The 15,727-nt window shown below is 71.1% G+C and carries 17 protein-coding genes; 2 read left to right on the top strand and 15 right to left on the bottom strand.

Features of this window, described 5'->3' with window-relative positions; genetic code table 11:
• Nucleotides 1-10: 10 nt before the first annotated feature.
• Nucleotides 11-343: a hypothetical protein gene (locus KY498_RS13130; protein WP_219879394.1), complete on the bottom strand. Its 333-nt coding sequence runs from the start codon at nt 341-343 to the stop codon at nt 11-13.
• A 222-nt stretch (nt 344-565) separates the two neighbouring features.
• Here KY498_RS13130 and KY498_RS13125 point away from each other — a divergent pair, with 222 nt between their 5' ends.
• Nucleotides 566-1,408, top strand: coding sequence for a hypothetical protein (locus tag KY498_RS13125; protein WP_219879393.1), 843 nt, complete (start codon nt 566-568; stop codon nt 1,406-1,408).
• A gap of 155 nt (nt 1,409-1,563) precedes the next feature.
• Here KY498_RS13125 and KY498_RS13120 read toward each other — a convergent pair whose 3' ends face one another.
• The 3 genes from KY498_RS13120 to dhaK are packed head-to-tail and all read right to left on the bottom strand — an operon-like array spanning nt 1,564 to nt 4,008.
• Nucleotides 1,564-2,355: an HPr family phosphocarrier protein gene (locus KY498_RS13120; RefSeq protein WP_191009155.1), complete on the bottom strand. Its 792-nt coding sequence runs from the start codon at nt 2,353-2,355 to the stop codon at nt 1,564-1,566.
• Nucleotides 2,352-3,014 carry a dihydroxyacetone kinase subunit DhaL gene (dhaL, locus tag KY498_RS13115; protein WP_191009156.1) on the bottom strand — a complete coding sequence of 221 codons (663 nt, stop codon included), beginning with the start codon at nt 3,012-3,014 and terminating at the stop codon, nt 2,352-2,354. Before dhaL ends, KY498_RS13120 begins: the two co-directional genes overlap by 4 nt.
• Before the next feature lies 1 nt (nt 3,015).
• A complete protein-coding gene (dhaK, locus tag KY498_RS13110) occupies nt 3,016-4,008 on the bottom strand; it encodes a dihydroxyacetone kinase subunit DhaK (RefSeq protein WP_191009157.1) in 993 nt (330 codons plus the stop codon).
• 209 nt (nt 4,009-4,217) lie between these two features.
• Between dhaK and KY498_RS13105 the strand changes: the two genes are divergently transcribed.
• Nucleotides 4,218-4,982, top strand: a complete 765-nt coding sequence (locus KY498_RS13105) for an IclR family transcriptional regulator (protein WP_191009158.1) — start codon at nt 4,218-4,220, stop codon at nt 4,980-4,982.
• 392 nt (nt 4,983-5,374) lie between these two features.
• On the opposite strand, the gene lysS is transcribed toward KY498_RS13105, so the two are convergent.
• The 11 genes from lysS to hpt all read right to left on the bottom strand — a co-directional run bounded on the left by lysS (nt 5,375) and on the right by hpt (nt 15,724).
• Nucleotides 5,375-6,925 carry a lysine--tRNA ligase gene (gene lysS / locus KY498_RS13100; protein WP_060960545.1) on the bottom strand — a complete coding sequence of 517 codons (1,551 nt, stop codon included), beginning with the start codon at nt 6,923-6,925 and terminating at the stop codon, nt 5,375-5,377.
• A 91-nt stretch (nt 6,926-7,016) separates the two neighbouring features.
• Nucleotides 7,017-7,706 carry a Rossmann-like and DUF2520 domain-containing protein gene (locus tag KY498_RS13095; RefSeq protein ID WP_191009159.1) on the bottom strand — a complete coding sequence of 230 codons (690 nt, stop codon included), beginning with the start codon at nt 7,704-7,706 and terminating at the stop codon, nt 7,017-7,019.
• Entirely contained in the window at nt 7,703-9,439 is a 1,737-nt protein-coding gene (locus tag KY498_RS13090; RefSeq protein WP_223848750.1) for a PH domain-containing protein, read from the bottom strand. Before KY498_RS13090 ends, KY498_RS13095 begins: the two co-directional genes overlap by 4 nt.
• Entirely contained in the window at nt 9,436-9,936 is a 501-nt protein-coding gene (locus KY498_RS13085) for a PH domain-containing protein (protein WP_060960644.1), read from the bottom strand. The genes KY498_RS13090 and KY498_RS13085 overlap by 4 nt, the downstream gene beginning before the upstream one ends.
• 118 nt (nt 9,937-10,054) lie before the next feature.
• Nucleotides 10,055-10,549 carry a DUF3180 domain-containing protein gene (locus KY498_RS13080; protein ID WP_060960543.1) on the bottom strand — a complete coding sequence of 165 codons (495 nt, stop codon included), beginning with the start codon at nt 10,547-10,549 and terminating at the stop codon, nt 10,055-10,057.
• Entirely contained in the window at nt 10,546-11,139 is a 594-nt protein-coding gene (folK, locus tag KY498_RS13075) for a 2-amino-4-hydroxy-6-hydroxymethyldihydropteridine diphosphokinase (protein ID WP_191009161.1), read from the bottom strand. Before folK ends, KY498_RS13080 begins: the two co-directional genes overlap by 4 nt.
• Entirely contained in the window at nt 11,136-11,510 is a 375-nt protein-coding gene (gene folB / locus KY498_RS13070; protein ID WP_060960541.1) for a dihydroneopterin aldolase, read from the bottom strand. Before folB ends, folK begins: the two co-directional genes overlap by 4 nt.
• Nucleotides 11,507-12,334: a dihydropteroate synthase gene (gene folP, locus KY498_RS13065; protein ID WP_191009162.1), complete on the bottom strand. Its 828-nt coding sequence runs from the start codon at nt 12,332-12,334 to the stop codon at nt 11,507-11,509. The genes folB and folP overlap by 4 nt, the downstream gene beginning before the upstream one ends.
• Nucleotides 12,331-12,921 carry a GTP cyclohydrolase I gene (folE, locus tag KY498_RS13060; RefSeq protein WP_191009163.1) on the bottom strand — a complete coding sequence of 197 codons (591 nt, stop codon included), beginning with the start codon at nt 12,919-12,921 and terminating at the stop codon, nt 12,331-12,333. Before folE ends, folP begins: the two co-directional genes overlap by 4 nt.
• A 9-nt stretch (nt 12,922-12,930) precedes the next feature.
• Nucleotides 12,931-14,940: an ATP-dependent zinc metalloprotease FtsH gene (gene ftsH, locus KY498_RS13055; RefSeq protein WP_060960538.1), complete on the bottom strand. Its 2,010-nt coding sequence runs from the start codon at nt 14,938-14,940 to the stop codon at nt 12,931-12,933.
• A 232-nt stretch (nt 14,941-15,172) separates the two neighbouring features.
• Entirely contained in the window at nt 15,173-15,724 is a 552-nt protein-coding gene (gene hpt, locus KY498_RS13050) for a hypoxanthine phosphoribosyltransferase (RefSeq protein ID WP_060960537.1), read from the bottom strand.
• Nucleotides 15,725-15,727: the final 3 nt, after the last annotated feature.

Below are 15,727 nucleotides of genomic sequence, written 5' to 3'. Positions count from 1 at the left end.
ACGACAGGCGTCAGTTCGACCCGTAGATCGGGATGCGGACGTCGGGGAACTCGGCGCCCCCCGTGAGCACGAGCTCGGCTTCGGTCGTCGACTCGAGGCCCTCGACCCAGCCGACAGCCGCCCGCGGTGCGAAGTCCATCGTGCAGACCTGGTTCGGTTCGGGCTCGGCGAAGGTGATCGTGACCTCGGCGGCGCCGGTCGCGGCGATGTCTTCGACGACGGGCACGCACGACGAGCTGCCGTAGGTGAGGAAGACGAACTGGCCTTCGTCCTGCGTCCAGCCGGCGCTCGGTTCGCCGAACGCCTCCTCGTCGGCCTCCAGACCCGCAACGCCTGGCAGCACGACCTCGCCCGTGCTGCCTGGTCCCCTTGCCGGAGTCATCACGTTCTCTTCGCTGGCGGCCCTAGGCTCACGGACTGAGTTCGTGGTGGTTCGAGAGCCATCGTGGGAATCGATATCAGAGGAGGCAAGAGGCGGTCGGCGACGTTCACACCCGGAAGCATGCCTGGTGGCGCAGCACTAGAGTCCACTAGACATCCATCCCGCTGATCGACGGAGGCGACCGTGAGGGAGTACCCGTGGTTCGACTTCGATCAGGTCGACTTCGTCACCGCAGACACCCACTTCAGCCACGCCCGCATCAGCGAACTCGCCGACCGACCCTTTGCCACCGTCAATGAGATGAACGAGGAGCTGGTCCGTCGGTGGAACGACACCGTGGGAGCAGATGACGTCGTCCTGCACCTCGGGGATGTCGCGCTCGGGCCGATCGAGGAGTCGATCGGCCTCACCGCGCAACTGAACGGGCGCCGTTTCCTGGTGCCGGGAAACCACGACCGTGTGTCACCTGCCACTCAGAGCAAGCGCGCGATCGAACGCTTCGTGCCGTTGTACGAAGCGGCCGGGTGGGCGATCCTGCCGGAGGTGATCGAAGGCACCCGACACGGATACCGGCTCTTCGCTTCCCACTACCCGTACCGGGGAGACTCCCAAGACACCGACCGGCACACCTCGCACCGACCGCGATGGGACGACGGCATCCCGCTGCTGCACGGGCACACCCACGCCCACGACCACGGGCCGGACGGACACCAGTTCCACGTCGGTCTCGACGCGCACGACTACGCCCCGATCCCCTTCACCGTCATCGACGCGTGGATCCAGACCATCCCTGACATCGAGACCCGCCTCGAGACCGCGATCCGTGAGGCACGTCAGATCGTCGCCGACCTCGACAGCGGGGAGCGGCCGGGCATGGACGGGGTGTTCTACATGCACGGCTACGAAGAGTTGCACATCGCGCTCGACGAGCTCCTCGACGCTCTGGGCGCCCCGGCCTATCCAGCCCAAGAAGTACAGCAACCGCCGGCCGACACCGCAATAGATGAGGACGGCGCTGCGAGCTAAAGGCGGGGGTCCACTTGAGGCGCTCACCGCTCCCGGAGTCCACAGCCACACGCGAGGGCGCTGACCGCCATCAATGATGGCGCATCTGCGGCGCTCGTATTGCAACACTCCGAAACGGCAAGAGAACCGACTGGGCGTTCCGTGCACGGTAGTCGTCAGGCCGACGCGGCTGCGAGCTCACCAAACCCGTCGTCGACGAGTCGGCGGATGGCATCGACGGCCGCGGCGGCCTCCGCCCCGATCGCGGTGATGCGCACGGTGTCGCCCTCCGACGCCCCCAGGGTCAGCAGACCGATCAGGCTGGCGGCGGAAGCGGGGCCGGCACCCGTCGTGACATCGGCGATCGCGACGTCCGCATCGAACCCGCCGGCGGCTTTGACGACCATGGCCGCCGGCCGCGAGTGCAGCCCCATCGGGTTCCGCAGCAGCGCGTCGACGGAGGCATCCGGCGTCGACGCGCCGTCGGGGGCGACCGGGGTGAGGGCGCCGGGGTTGGACGCGCCGGGGGCAGGCGCTCCGGGCGCTGCGGGGATGGACGCGCCGGGGGATGCCGGCGATCCCTGCGGCTGCTTGGCCGCGAGCGCGGCGGCGGCCTCGTGTGCCACGTCGTCGAGGCTGCCGCCGGTGGCCGCACGCACCATCCCTGCGGTGATGCCCTCCACGAAGGGACCGTCGCTGATGCGCACCGGCACCGTGCTCGTGCGCAGGTCGAGAGCCAGCTCGGAACTGATCACCGCGGAGCCGAGGTCGGTGATGATCACCACGCCGTCGGAGTCGGCCAACGCATCGACGGCGTCGGCGATGGCCGCAGCGTCCGTGCCGAATCCGCCGTCGGCGCCCGAGGCGACCCGCACCGGCGGGGCCGCACCGTGGACCATCTGCATCGCGAGGTCGACGGCAGCGTGCGCGAGGGGCTCGCTGTGCGAGACGATGACGAACCCGATCACGCCGCCTCCCCGGCGAGCGCGTCGGCGAACGCCCTCAGCAGCAGAGCGGTCGAGGCCGAGCCGGGGTCGATGTGACCGACGCTGCGCTCCCCGAGATACGAGGCGCGCCCCTTGCGTGCGACGAGCGGCTCGGTGTCGGCGCTGCCGCGCTCGGCGGCGTCCGCTGCTGCTCCCGCCGCCGCGGCCAGCGTCGCACCGCCGGCGAGTGCGCTGTCGAGCGCCTCCAGGGCGGGGCCGAACGCATCGATCATCGTCTTGTCGCCGGGCTGCGCGTGCCCGCGCGCCACGACGGCGGCGACACCTGCGGACAGGGCGTGAGCCCATTCGACTGCCGACAGCGACGTGCCGTCGGGCGCACTCTTCCCCATGTCGAGGAACAGCGTTCCGTACAGCGACCCGCTCGCTCCGCCGACCTTGCTGACGAGGGTCATACCCACGGCCTTGAAGAACTCCGGCACCGTCTGCGGCGGCGTCGCATCCAGCTTCGCGACGATCGCCGTGAAGCCACGATGCATGTTCGTGCCGTGGTCCGCGTCACCGATCGCCGAGTCGAGCGCGGTGAGCCGGTCGGCCTCGGCGTCCAGCCGGGCGGCGCCGAGACGCACCCACCGGTCGAGGATCTCGAGCGTCACCGCGTCGGTCGTCGCCGCATCCGTCATCTCAGCGCCCCCACCGCAGCGCGCTCGTCTCGACGGGAGCATCCCAGAGGCGCAGCACCTCGTCGTCGGCGCGCAGGAGGGTCAGCGAGCATCCCGCCATGTCGAGGCTCGTGACGTAATCGCCGACGAGGCTCCGCGCGACGGTGATGCCCTTGGCGGCCAGCGCGTCGGCGATGTCGGCGTAGATCACGTACAGCTCGATGAGAGGAGTGCCGCCCAGCCCGGTCAGCAGAGCGATCACGGGAGCCCCGGTGAAGTCCAGATCGCCGGCGATCGCCTCGACGAGCTCGCCCGCGATATCGCGCGCCGGCGCGAGGGGCACGCGGGTGCGCCCGGGTTCGCCGTGGATGCCGACACCCATCTCCATCTCGTCGTCGGGCAGATCGAAGCTGGGATGCCCGACGGCCGGGACCGTGCAGCTGGTGAGCGCCACCCCCATCGACCGCCCCTGTGACGCGACGTGCTCGGCGATCGCCTTCACCTCCGCAAGGCTCTTGCCCTCCGCGGCCGCGGCTCCGGCGATCTTCTCGACGAGCAGCGTCGTGCCGACGCCGCGACGCCCGGCCGTCCAGGTCGAGTCCTTGACGGCGACGTCGTCGGCGACGATGACGGATTCCGAGGCGATCCCCTCGTCGGCGGCCAGCTCGGCCGCCATCTCGAAGTTGAGCACGTCGCCCGTGTAGTTCTTGACGATGAACAGCACGCCCGCGCCGGAGTCGACGGCCTGCGCGGCGGCGAGCATCTGGTCGGGCGTCGGCGAGGTGAACACTTCGCCGGCACAGGCGGCATCCAGCATGCCCGCACCGACGAACCCGCTGTGCAGCGGTTCGTGACCCGAGCCGCCCCCCGAGATGAGGGCGACACGTCCCTCGCGCGGAGCGTTGCTGATCACGACACGGTTGTCATGATCGACCGTGAGCTCGGGATGCGCGGCCGCGACGCCGCGCAGGGCGTCGGCCAGCACCGCTTCGGCCGAGTTGATGAGCTTCTTCATGCGCGGTTCTCCTCTTCGCTGAGTTCTTCGCTCGAGTTCTTGGCTCGGGTTCTTCACTGGCTTCATCGCGGTGCGTCACGGGGCCGCGGCTGCGCCGTGGCGTTTTCGACATGATCGACTGCGATTCGTCTATGTCGAATATCTTCCCCATCTGCACCCCTGTCAAGAGGTAGTGTGACGTCCACCGTCCGCGCGCGAAAGGCCTCGGGATGATCCAGTCCATCGACCGCGCCGCGCGCATCCTCTCTCTGCTGCAGGGCGCGCGGCGACTCGGCATCAGCGAGCTCGCCGCCGCGCTCGAGCTGCCGCCGTCGACGGTGCACGGCCTCGTGAAGTCGCTGCAGGAGCACGGCCTGGTCGCGCAGGAGACGCGTGGCAGCCGCTACGCGCTCGGCCCGGCGCTGCTCACCCTGTCGAGCGTGTACCTCGACACCCTCGACGTGCGCGGCCGGTCATTGCGGCGCATGCACGATCTGTCGCACCGCACCGGACTCGCCTCGCGCCTCGGGGTCGCGCACAACACCGACGTCCTCGTCATCCATCACGACCGGCGTCCCGACGGCACCGAGCAGATGCCCGAGACCGGCATCACCCTTCCCGCCCATGCGTCCGCGCTCGGGAAGGTCCTGCTCGCCTACGACGACGCGTTCCGCGCGGACGTTCTCACCCGCGATCTGGCGGACCTCACCGGCGACACCGTCACCGACGGCGACGCGCTGCGCGACCAGCTCGCCGTCGTGCGCGACCGGGCCCTCGCCACCGAGGACGAGGAGGCGGTGATCGGGGATGCGTCGATCGCGGTCCCGGTCGCCGGGGAGGACGGTGTCGTGGTCGCCGCACTCGGGGTCGTGTTCCCCGCGCCCGCGTCCGCGCTGGATGCTCCGGTGCTCAAGGAGCTGCGCGACGCGGCGCAGGCGATCTCGCGCGATCTCGGTGCGCCCGGCTGGCCCCCGCGACCCGGGTCCGGGATCTGATCACCGCGTTTCGACTCGTCGCTGCGCTCCTCGCTCAACGACCGCGGCTCCGCCCCACCCCCGCGCCCGCGTCCGCGCTGGATGCTGCGGTGCTCAAGGAGCTGCGCGACGCGGCGCAGGCGATCTCGCGCGATCTCGGTGCGCCCGGCTGGCCCCCGCGACCGGGGTCCGGGATCTGATCACCGCGTTTCGACTCGTCGCTGCGCTCCTCGCTCAACGACCGCGGCTCCACCCCACCCCGCCCCCGGCCGTTGAGCGAGGCCGAAGGCCGAGTCGAAACACCCCACCCCCGCCCCCGGTCGTTGAGCGAGGCCGAAGGCCGAGTCGAAACGCCCCACCCCACCCCCGGTCGTTGAGCGAGGCCGAAGGCCGAGTCGAAACGCGCCGCGCCCCTACTTCACCAGCGGGAACAGGATCGTCTCGCGGATGCCGAGGCCCGTGATCGCCATGAGCAGTCGGTCGATGCCCATGCCCATGCCGCCCGTCGGGGGCATGCCGTGCTCGAGCGCCCGCAGGAACTCCTCATCGACGCGCATGGCCTCGTCGTCGCCGCGGGCGGCGAGCTTCGCCTGCTCCACGAAGCGCTCCCGCTGGATGACGGGGTCGACCAGCTCGGAGTATCCGGTCGCCAGCTCGAAGCCGCGGACGTACAGGTCCCACTTCTCCACGACGCCCGGGATCGAGCGGTGCTCCCGCACGAGGGGCGAGGTGTCGAGCGGGAAGTCCATCACGAACGTGGGCCGCTCCAGGCCGCCCTTCACGAAGTGCTCCCACAGCTCCTCGACGTACTTGCCGTGGGTCGCGACCTTCTCGGGCACCTCGACGCCGACGGAGGCGGCGAGCGCCTTCAGCTCGTCGAGAGGGGTTTCGGGCGTGATCGAGATGCCCGCGGCATCCGACAGCGACTCGTACATGGAGATGCGGTCCCACTGCCCGCCGAGATCGAACGCGGTGCCGTCGGCCCAGGTGACCGTGGTCGAGCCCGCCACCGCGATCGCGGCGTTCTGGATGAGCTCCTGGGTGAGGTCGGCGATCCCGTTGTAGTCCGTGTACGACTGGTAGGCCTCGAGCATCGCGAACTCGGGGCTGTGGGTCGAGTCGGCGCCCTCGTTGCGGAAGTTGCGGTTGATCTCGAACACGCGGTCGATGCCGCCGACCACGGCGCGCTTGAGGAAGAGCTCCGGGGCGATGCGCAGGTACAGCTCGGCGTCGAAGGCGTTGGAGTGGGTGACGAACGGCCGGGCGGCGGCGCCGCCGTGCTGCACCTGGAGCATGGGGGTCTCGACCTCGAGGAAGTCGTGGTCGGTGAAGGTCTGCCGCAACGACGCATTGACCCGCGCCCGGGCGACCGCCGTCTCGCGCGCCTGGTCGCGCACGATGAGGTCGAGGAACCGCGAGCGCACCCGGCTCTCCTCCGACAACTCGGTGTAGAGGTTCGGCAGCGGCAGCAGCGCCTTGGCGGCGATGACCCAGTCGGACACCATGATCGACAGCTCGCCCCGTCGGCTGGAGATGACCTGACCCGTGACCGAGACGTGGTCGCCGAGATCGACGAGGTCCTTCCACGCCTGCAGCGACTCCTCGCCCACCTCGGCGAGCGACACCATCGCCTGGATGCGGCTGCCGTCGCCGGCCTGCAGCGACGCGAAGCACAGCTTGCCCGTGTTGCGGCTGAACACCACGCGGCCCGCGACGGCGGCGATGACGCCGGTCTCCGCGCCGGGCTCGAGGTCGGAGTACCGCGCGCGAAGGGCGGCGATGGTGTCGGTGACCGGAACGGTGACCGGGTAGGCGCCGCCCGCGGCATCCGCACGCTCGGCGAGCAGCCGCTCGCGCTTGGCGAGGCGCACCGCCTTCTGCTCGTGCACGTCGGCGAGATCGAGATCCCCGGCGTCGGGCGCGGCCTGGACGGGCGTGGACGCAGCGTTCGGCGTCTGAGTCATGGTGCGGGGCTCCTCGGAATCGACGTTCCAGTCTACCGAGAGCGCACTCCTCATCCCCCGGGGGCCGCGGCTCCGGGAAGACCCGGCCGCGTCAGACGTCGATGACCGGCGAACCGTCCTGGAGGGCACGGTCGACCGCCGAGTGGACGAGCATCGACAGGTACCGCCCGGGCTCCTCGATGCCCGCCGTCCGCAGCAGCGACGTCGCCTGCCGCACGACGGATGCCGAGAACTCGGTCGCCGTCGCGATCGCCTCGCCGTATGCCGCCCGGTCCGCTTCGGCGACGACGACGGGCTCGCATCCGAGCTCCACGGCGAGGGCCTGCGCGATCGGCAGCACGGCGGCCGGCGCGGTGACCGCCGCGAACGAGTCGTGCAGCAGCCGCAGGTCCATCGAGGTGCCGGTGAAGGTGACCGCCGGGTGCACGGCGAGCGGGATGGCGCCCCGGCGCGCGGCGGGAGCGAGTACGTCGGTGCCCCACACCGGGTCGGTGTGCAGGACGAGCTGGCCGATCTGCCAGCGCTCGAGCTCGGCGAGCCCCGACACGAGACCGGGGAGCTCGTCGTGCGGCACCGCCAGCACGACCAGCTCGCTGCGGCGCACGATCTCGTCGGGATCCAGCACGGGAACGCCGGGCAGCACCGCTTCGACGCGGTCGCGGTCCGACCCCGCCGTGATCCCGACGAGCGCATGGCCGGCTCCGGCCAGCGCCGCACCGATGACCGGTCCGACCTTCCCTGCGCCGATGATCCCGACACCCAGCCTGCTCGCGCCTGTCACGCGTTCTCCCTCCGTTCGTCGCCCGCCGGTCCGGCCGCCGCGGCGGCGCTGACGGGCAGGTCGCGCGCACCGGCACCCGTCGCGGCATCGCGCGCACCGGCATCCTCGGCCCCGCCGGCATCGCCCGCTCCGGCATCCCCCACTCCAGCATCCCCCGCTGCGCCGTCACCCGGCTCGGCATCCCTCGGCGGCTCGGCGTCCCATCGATGGGAGCGGTCGGTGGCGGCGGCGGCGATGACGGCCGCCGCGATCCGCTGCCACAGTCCGTAGGCGTCATCGCGGTCGATGATGCCGACCGCTCCCGCGACCTGTCCGGCGACCGTATGTCCGGTCAGGTTCGCGACGCGGCGGGCACGGTCGAGCGGACCCTGCGAGATGCCCACCGATTGCAGGCGCGCCAGCGGGAGGATGATCAGCGAGCGCCAGATCATGCCGCGGCGCAGCAGCAGTGCATCGGGCGTCAGCAGTACGCCGTTGCGCCGCCACGACAGCGGACGCAGCCACCAGGCGCGCCGCGGGGTCGTGACGTACGGATCGCCGTCGTGCGGGCCGAGCAGGCCGTGAACCACCAGTTCCTGCCACTGCGCCGCCGAGATGCCGGGAAGGAACAGGCGCAGCACCCGTTCGACGTCATCACGGGTGCCGACGGGCAGCACGTCGGCGAACTGCTGGGACTGGGCATCGTTCGCGGAGCGACCCGAGAGTCGATTGACCCGGATGGCCCACCACCCGAAACCGCGCCACAGCAGCGGCTGACGGATCTCGAACGCGTGCACGCGACCCGGCGGCAGCGTCTCGGTGATCGTCGTGAACAGCCCGAACGTGATCCGCACCCCCGAGGGCGTGGGGGCGATCGAGTATCGCAGCGCGCGCGTGATCGTACGGAACCAGTACGCCCCGAAACCGAGGATCGCGGGCACCAGGGTGAACAGCACCCACGGCGTGCCCACGATGGCCCCCACCACGATCGCGGCCGCGAGCACCAGCAGCCAGAGGGTCGATCCCGACAGCAGCCGGGAGGCGATGAGGCGTCCGGGCGGGATGTGCACGACGGATGCCGGTTCGGCGACGGGCTGCTCGGCGCCGTCGATCAGCCCGGTCAGTCCGGCGCTGACGGCCGCCACGGCGGCGCGGCCGCGACCTGCCGGGCCCCCGGCATCCGCGGCGCGCGCGAGCTGGCGACCCGACGCGAGGCGCAGGATGTCCGCCCGCACCGCCTCGGCGTTGGCGGTCGAGAGGTACTCGAGCTTGACGTTCGCGTCGAGGCCGGCGCCGACGACTTCGAGCTTCGCGGCACCGAGCAGGCGTGCGACCATCGGGCGCGTCAGGTTGACCCCCTGCACCCGGTCGAGGGGCGCCCGCCGGTGTGTGCGGAAGAGGATGCCGCTGCGCACCTCGACGTCGTCGCCGGTGATGCGGAAGGTGTGGAAGCGCCACGACAGCCAGAACCCGCCCAGCAGCAGCAGGAGCACCCCGAGCACGGCGAGCAGCGCGAGGAGGACGAGGTTGTTGCTGACGACGTAGTCCACCGGGTCGGCCTCGTACCGTTCCCAGTCTTCGAGACCCGGGACCAGCCACCCGATGATGCGATCGCGGAGGTTGGTGATGACGATGCCGAGCACCACGAGGAGGAAGAGCCCTCCGCGCAGGACGGGCGTGAGCGGATGCAGCCGGTGCCACTCGCCGTCACTGAGGGGCGAGCGCACGTCGGCGACGGCGGCGGGATCGGTCACAGGCCGGTCCGCCGCGTCTCGGCCACCGCGATCAGGGTGTCGCGCAGACGCTCGGCGGCGGGCTGCGCGAGCCCGGGGATCGTGACGCCGGTGGTCGCGGCGGCGGTGACGAGCTTGAGCTGGGCGATGCCGAACACGCGGTCCAGGGGCCCGTGGGTGATGTCGACGAGCTGCATACGTCCGTAGGGGACCGCGACGAGACGCTGCCAGAGGATGCCGCGCCGGAAGACCAGGTCGTCCTCGCGGAGCTGATAGCCGTAGGCGCGGGCCTGGCGCGGCAGGATCACGAGCGTCCAGACCGTCACGACGACGACGATCGCCGCCGGGATCCAGACCCACGTCAGACGCAGGACGAGCGCACCCACCAGCGCCGCGGCGAGGACGAGCACGAGGAACGCGATCGTCGAGATCAGCCGGACCCAGACGTAGTTGCGCGAGAGCTGGTGCCACGTGCCGTCGCCGAGCGGCAGCCGGTTCGCGCTGCGCGGCTCGAGGATGCGCTCGTACGTCCCCTCGTCGAGCGCCTCACCCGCGCCCTCCCCCCCGGTCGTTGAGCGAGCGGAGCGAGTCGAAACGCCCTCACCCTCGCCCGCACCCTCACCCGCCGAAGGACCGTCAGTCGTGGTGGGAGAGACCGAAGCCGGGTTCGGGAGGTCCGGGGTGTTCGTCATCGTCGTCCTTCCGGATGGTGCAGAGGTGTTCGGCCACGAGGCCCGCCGCAACGAGCACGAGGCCTCCGACGATCGAGGCGATCACCGCTCCCGTCGAGCCTAACGAGGGCGCGACGGGACGGGTGAGCAGGAAGGCGAGCAGGCCGCCGGCGACCCCGGCGACCGCGGCTCCGACGAGCGTGGACGCCTTGGCGAGCATCGCGATGCGCACGGCGCGGAACGGGTCGACGGGTGTCGGGTTCGCCCCCGAGATCGCCCTCCGGATCGGCAGGGCGAACAGCACGAGCGCGATGCCCAGCAGCACGAGCAGGATCGGCAGCAGGAACGACGGCGTGAAGGTCGGGCGCCCCGTCGCGGTGAGCACCTGGTCGATGGCGAAGCCGAGGAACACGCCGATCGCGACCGCGGCGACGATCGTCCCCGCTCCCGTCCGCTTCACGCCGCACCGCCGTCCGCCGGCGCGGCTCCCGCATCGGGCCCGGATGCCGGCGCCTCCTCCAGCCGCGCGAGAAGCTCGTCCACCCGCCCGGCGCCCGGGAGCACGGCATCCGGGTCGACGTGCAGCCACGGCGCGAGCACGAACGTCCGCTCCGCCGCCCGCGGGTGGGGCAGGGTCAGCGCGGGGTCGGCGGAGCGCACGTCGCCGTAGGCGATGAGGTCGAGGTCGAGGGTGCGGCTCTGCCACCGCAGGTCGTCGACGCGCCGTGGGGGCCTCCCATGCGCCTCCTCGATGGCGTGGAGGTAGCCGAGCAGCACCGAGGGCGCGAGGCGCGTCGTGACGAGGGCGACGGCGTTGAGGTAGGCCGGGGCCTCGGCATCCGGTCCGTCGAGGGTCAGCGCGACGGTCTCGATCGGGGCCGAGGCCACGATCCGGGTGGTCAGCGGCAGGCGGGCGAGATCCTCGAGGGCGGCGGTCATGGTCGCCTCGCGGTCGCCGAGGTTGGTGCCGATCGCGACGACGGCGACGGTCTCGTCGTGATCCCGGGGCGGGGACTCGTCGTGATAGCCCTGCGCGAGGCGGCGGTTCATGCGGACGCTCCTTCACGGACGCGGCGGATGGAGACGCTCACATCGTCGAACGGCACCGCGATGGGCGCCTGCGGTTTGTGGATGGTGACCTCGACGGCATCCACGCGGGCGTAGCCGAGCGCGCGGTCGGCCACGCGCTGCGCGACGGTCTCGAGGAGGTCGGCGGGATCGCCCGCGAGGACGGCGGCGACTTGGTCGGCGAGCTCGCCGTAGTGCACCGTGTCGGCGACGTCGTCGCTGCGTGCGGCGTCGGCGAGCGAGAGCTCCAGCACGACATCGGCGATGAAGACCTGTCCCTCACGGCGCTCGTGCTCGTAGACCCCGTGGTAGCCCGTCGCGCGGACTCCGGTCAGCGTGATGCGGTCGCTCATGCGTGTCCTCCGTCGCTCTCGCCGTTCCAGTTCGTCCAGACCGCGAGCGCATCGCGCGTGCCCGCCGCGTCGTGCACCCGCACGGCCCACGCGCCGCTCTGCGCCGCCAGCACGCTGGTGACCGCGGTCGCGAGGTCGCGCCGTTCGGCCGACACGTCCTCCTCGGGGGTGAGGGCGGCCAGCGCTTCGGCGAGGAACCGCTTCCGACTCGTGCCGACGAGCACCCGCGGACCGATCGCGACGACCCGATCCAGGGCCCGCAGCGCCTCCCAGTTCTGCGCACCGCGCTTGCCGAAGCCGATTCCGGGATCGAGGATCACCCGGTCGGGAGAGATCCCCGCCGCGACGGCCGCGTCGAGGCGCGCCTCGAGCTCCGCGACGAGGTCGCGGCCGAGGTCGTCGTACCCGGCGTGGGCGTACATGTCGGCGGAGGGCCCGCGCCAGTGCTGCAGCACGACGTCGACGCCGGATGCCGCGACCGCGCTCAGCATGTCGGGATCGCTGAGACCGCCCGAGACGTCGTTGACGATGCGGGCACCGCGCTCGACGGCGGCGAGCGCCGTCGAGGCGTTCATCGTGTCGATGCTGACCGTCGCGCCGTCCGCGGCGAGAGCAGCGATCACCGGAAGCACGCGCGCGCGCTCCTCGGCGGGATCCACCCGTTCCGCGCCCGGCCGGGTCGACTCCCCGCCGACGTCGAGGAGGTCGGCGCCGGCCGCGCGCAGGGCCCGGCCGTGCGCGACGGCGGCGTCGGCGGACAGGAAGCGCCCGCCGTCGCTGAAGGAGTCGGGCGTCACATTGACGATGCCCATGATCGCCGTCATGTCGGCGTCCCGGTCACGAGCATCAGGATCTCCGCACGGGCCGCCGGGTCGGCGAGGGCGCCGCGCGCGGCGATCGTGACCGTGGCGGCATCCGGCTGGCGGCCGCCACGCATCGTGACGCACTCGTGGTGGGCACCGAGCACGACCAGCACCCCGCGGGCATCGAGCGCCGCCGCGATCGTGTCGGCGATCTGCTCGCCCAGTCGCTCCTGCACCTGCGGCCGCGCGGCGAGCACCTCCACGACCCGCGGCAGCGCCCCGAGCCCGACGACCTGCTCGCCCGGGAGGTACGCGATGTGCGCACGCCCGGCGAACGGCAGCAGGTGGTGCTCGCAGACCGAGCGGAAGCGGATGTCGCGCAGCAGCACCGCCCCTGACGGCAGCGTGTCGGGTGCGGGACCCCGCGACACACTGATGGTGTGGGCCAGCGGCGCACCGGCATCCTCGCCGACGCCGGCGAAGAAGTCGGCGTAGGCCTCGGCGACGCGCTGAGGGGTCGCCTTCAGCCCCGGGCGATCGGGGTCTTCCCCGATCGCGACGAGGATGTCGCGCACGGCGGCGGCGACGCGGTCTCGATCGACGGCCACGTCACGAGCCTAGGCGGTGGCGGGGCGCGCCTGCCCGCTCGGGCGACGCTGCGCCGCCGTGTGCGCGGCCGGCTGGTCCTCGGCGACGGATGCCGCGGCCAGCCCGGTCTCGTCCTGCCGGCGCGGCACGTCCACCGGCGGCAGCATCGAGACGGGACGGTCGTCGCTGGACAGCCACTGCGGGCGCGGCGGCAGCTTCCTGACGTCGGTGAAGATCTCGGCGAGCTCGAGGTGGTCGAGCGTCTCCTTCTCCAGCAGGGCGAGGGCCAGCTTGTCGAGGATGTCGCGGTTGGCGTTGATCACCTCGTACGCCTCGTTGTGCGCCTGCTCGATGAGCTCGCGCACCTGCTGGTCGACGCGCTCGGCGATGCGCTCGGAGAAGTCGCGACCGTGACCCATGTCGCGCCCCATGAACACCTCACCCGAGGACGAGCCCAGCTTGACCGGGCCGACGTCGGTGGTCATGCCGTACTCGGTGACCATCTTGCGGGCGATGCCCGTCGCCTTCTCGATGTCGTTGCTGGCGCCGGTGGTCGGGTCGTGGAAGACGATCTCCTCCGCGACACGGCCGCCCATCGCGTACGTCAGCTGGTCCTGCAGCTCGTTGCGGGTGACGGAGTACTTGTCCTCGAGCGGAAGCACCATCGTGTAGCCGAGGGCCTTGCCGCGCGGAAGGATGGTGACCTTCGTGACCGGGTCGGTGTTGTTCATCGCGGCGGCGGCGAGGGCGTGACCGCCCTCGTGGTACGCCGTGATGAGCTTCTCCTTGTCCTTCATGATGCGCGTGCGGCGCTGCGGACCGGCGATGACGCGGTCGATCGCCTCGTCGAGGGCTCGCATGTCGATGAGCTGCGCGTTGGAGCGCGCCGTCAGCAGGGCGGCCTCGTTGAGCACGTTCGCGAGGTCGGCACCGGTGAAGCCGGGCGTCTTGCGGGCGATGACGGCGAGGTCGACCGACGGCGACAGCGGCTTGCCGCGGCCGTGCACCTCGAGGATGCGCTGACGGCCCTTGAGGTCGGGGGCGTCGACGCCGATCTGGCGGTCGAAGCGACCCGGACGCAGCAGGGCCGGGTCGAGGATGTCGGGACGGTTGGTCGCCGCGATCACGAGCACCGACGCCTTCGGGTCGAACCCGTCCATCTCGACGAGCATCTGGTTGAGCGTCTGCTCGCGCTCGTCGTGACCGCCGCCCATGCCGGCACCGCGGTGACGGCCGACGGCGTCGATCTCGTCGATGAAGATGATCGCGGGGGCGTTCTCCTTGGCCTGGTTGAACAGGTCGCGAACGCGGCTCGCACCGACACCGACGAACATCTCCACGAAGTCGGAGCCCGAGATGGAGTAGAACGGCACGCCCGCCTCGCCGGCGACGGCGCGCGCGAGCAGGGTCTTTCCGGTTCCGGGAGGACCGTACAGCAGCACGCCCTTCGGGATACGGGCGCCGACCGCCTGGAACTTCGCGGGATCCTTCAGGAAGTCCTTGATCTCCTGCATCTCCTCGATGGCCTCGTCGGCACCGGCGACGTCGGCGAAGGTGACCGTCGGGGTCTCCTTCGTCACGAGTTTCGCGCGGGACTTGCCGAACTGCATCACCTTGCTGTTGCCACCCTGGGCAGCGGAGAAGAAGAACCAGAAGAGCAGACCCAGCAGCAGGATCGGGATCAGCAGCGACAGGAGGCTCTCGAAGAAGGTCGTGCGCGGCACGACGTCGTTGTAGCCGTCCTTCGGGGTCGCGGCATCCACCGCCGAGACGACCTCGTTCGCGCGCGCGCCCACGTAGTAGAACTGCACCTGCGTGGCGCCCTCGAACGGTGCGGACAGGGTCATGTCGACCCGCTGGTCGCCGTCGGTGTTGGTCACCTGGGTGACCGTGCCGCCCTTCAGGAGCGTCAGGCCCTCCTGCGTCGTGATCTGCTTGGCGCCGGTGAGCGTCGAGATCAGCGACATGCCGATCAGCAGCAGGGCGCCGATGAGCAACACGTAGACGAACGGGTTGCGGCTGAGCTTCTTGAAGTCCATGATCCGCTCAGGCTACCGCGCACCGACTATGGGGCGTCTGTGCATTCGCCACAGGCGAACCGGGAGGGACCCGGGCGCCGTCTGCGTTTCGACTCCTCGCTGCGCTCGTCGCTCAACGACCGGGACTTTCCCCCGGTCGTTGAGCGAGCGCACCCCGGTCGTTGAGCGAGCGCAGCGAGTCGAAACGCCCCACCCCGGTCGTTGAGCGAGCGCAGCGAGTCGAAACGCCGCGTCAGCTGTAGACGTGCGGCGCGAGCACCGCGACGTCGCGCAGGTTGCGGAACCGCTCGTCGTAGTCCAGGCCGTAGCCGACCACGAACTCGGTGGGGATGTCGAAGCCGACGTAACGGCAGTCGATCTCGACCTTGGCCGCTTCGGGCTTGCGCAGCAGGGCGAGGATCTCGATCGAGGCGGCGCCGCGCGAGGCGAAGTTCTCCAGCAGCCAGCTCAGGGTGAGGCCCGAGTCGATGATGTCCTCGACGATCAGCACGTGCTTGCCGGTGAGGTCGGTGTCGAGGTCCTTGCGGATCTGGACGACACCGCTGGACTTCGTGCCCGCACCGTACGACGAGACGGCCATCCAGTCGATGACGATGTCGCGGCGGAGCTTGCGGGAGAAGTCCGCCATCACCATGACGGCACCCTTGAGCACCCCCACGAGGAGCAGCTCCTTGCCCTCGTAGTCGGCCTCGACGCGCTGGGCGAGCTCACCGAGCTTCTCGTGGATCTGTTCCTCGGTCACGAGGATGGTGGACAGCTGGTCAGCGATGTCGGCTGCGCGCATTCC

Source organism: Microbacterium sp. PAMC21962, from assembly GCF_019443465.1.
In the GTDB taxonomy this organism is placed as follows: domain Bacteria; phylum Actinomycetota; class Actinomycetes; order Actinomycetales; family Microbacteriaceae; genus Microbacterium; species Microbacterium hominis.
This window is presented reverse-complemented; position numbering and strand designations above follow the sequence as displayed.

Excerpts from the sequence above, each read along its gene's own strand:
- folP (WP_191009162.1), bottom strand. The coding sequence starts at position 12,334 with ATGACGGCGATCATGGGCATCGTCAATGTGACGCCCGACTCCTTCAGC.
- dhaK (WP_191009157.1), bottom strand. The coding sequence starts at position 4,008 with ATGAAGAAGCTCATCAACTCGGCCGAAGCGGTGCTGGCCGACGCCCTG.
- folK (WP_191009161.1), bottom strand. The coding sequence starts at position 11,139 with ATGAACCGCCGCCTCGCGCAGGGCTATCACGACGAGTCCCCGCCCCGG.
- folB (WP_060960541.1), bottom strand. The coding sequence starts at position 11,510 with ATGAGCGACCGCATCACGCTGACCGGAGTCCGCGCGACGGGCTACCAC.
- dhaL (WP_191009156.1), bottom strand. The coding sequence starts at position 3,014 with ATGACGGATGCGGCGACGACCGACGCGGTGACGCTCGAGATCCTCGAC.
- KY498_RS13105 (WP_191009158.1), top strand. The coding sequence starts at position 4,218 with ATGATCCAGTCCATCGACCGCGCCGCGCGCATCCTCTCTCTGCTGCAG.
- hpt (WP_060960537.1), bottom strand. The coding sequence starts at position 15,724 with ATGCGCGCAGCCGACATCGCTGACCAGCTGTCCACCATCCTCGTGACC.
- ftsH (WP_060960538.1), bottom strand. The coding sequence starts at position 14,940 with ATGGACTTCAAGAAGCTCAGCCGCAACCCGTTCGTCTACGTGTTGCTC.
- lysS (WP_060960545.1), bottom strand. The coding sequence starts at position 6,925 with ATGACTCAGACGCCGAACGCTGCGTCCACGCCCGTCCAGGCCGCGCCC.